1 protein-coding gene is annotated in these 907 nt (G+C 65.4%); it reads right to left on the bottom strand.

Annotation, left to right across the window (positions count from 1 at the left end):
• The coding region (locus tag JCM12296_RS35225) for an Hsp70 family protein (protein WP_157068220.1) at positions 1 to 907 on the bottom strand (907 nt) is incomplete at both ends.

Here is a 907-nt window from a genome sequence, read left to right as displayed (position 1 = left end):
TTCGAAGGCCAGGCCGAATTCGCGGATGCCGGCGCGCTGGGCCGTGGCCGGCCGGTCGTCTTTGCCGCAGATCGGAAAAAAGCCGTCCCGCAGGATCGCTTCGATGGTTTCACGGGTCAGTTCGGCTTTCAGCGTACCGCCGATCAGGCTGCTGCCGCGCCCCAGGATCGTCACCGACAGGGATTGGAGCGACGGATCGGAGAGGATATGTTCCTTGGCCCGCCGGCAGCTGTGCCACAGACCGTTCATCTGCCAGGAATCCAGGCGGGTGCCGCCTTCGGCCATCTGGCGCGACAGGGAATAGGCCAGGGCCAGATCCATGTTGTCCCCGCCCACCAACAGATGGTTGCCCACGGCCACGCGGTCCAGCACCAGATCGCCGCTTTCCTCACCGACTTGGATCAGGCTGAAGTCGCTGGTGCCGCCGCCCACGTCGCATACCAGGATCAGATCCCCAGGGCTGACCATGTCGCGCCAGGCCTTTCCCGAGGTTGCCAACCAGGCGTAAAAGGCTGCCTGGGGTTCCTCCAGAAGGGTGATGTTGGTTATCCCGGCCTGATCGGCCGCCGTAACGGTCAACTCCCGGGCCACGGCATCGAAGGAAGCCGGCACGGTGAGATAGATCTTCTGGTTTTCAAAGCGCAGGCGTTCGTCCGGATCGCTGGCCGAGCCGGCCATGACGTGGTTCCAGGCGTCGCGGATATGCCGCAGGATCGCCGCCGAGGCCGCCACCGGCGAGAGTTTGCTCTCGGTCGGGATGCCGCTCTTGGCCGCCGCCGTCTCCCAGGGAAGGATGGGGGCCTTGCGGTCGACGAAGGTGTTGCACAACCACGATTTGGATGAGGCGATCAGCCGTTGGGGGATCTCCTCACCGCGGCGGCGGGCATATTCGCCCGTGGCCTGGGGC

It is taken from the genome of Desulfosarcina cetonica JCM 12296 (assembly GCF_001311845.1).
Taxonomy (GTDB): domain Bacteria; phylum Desulfobacterota; class Desulfobacteria; order Desulfobacterales; family Desulfosarcinaceae; genus Desulfosarcina; species Desulfosarcina cetonica.
This window is presented reverse-complemented; position numbering and strand designations above follow the sequence as displayed.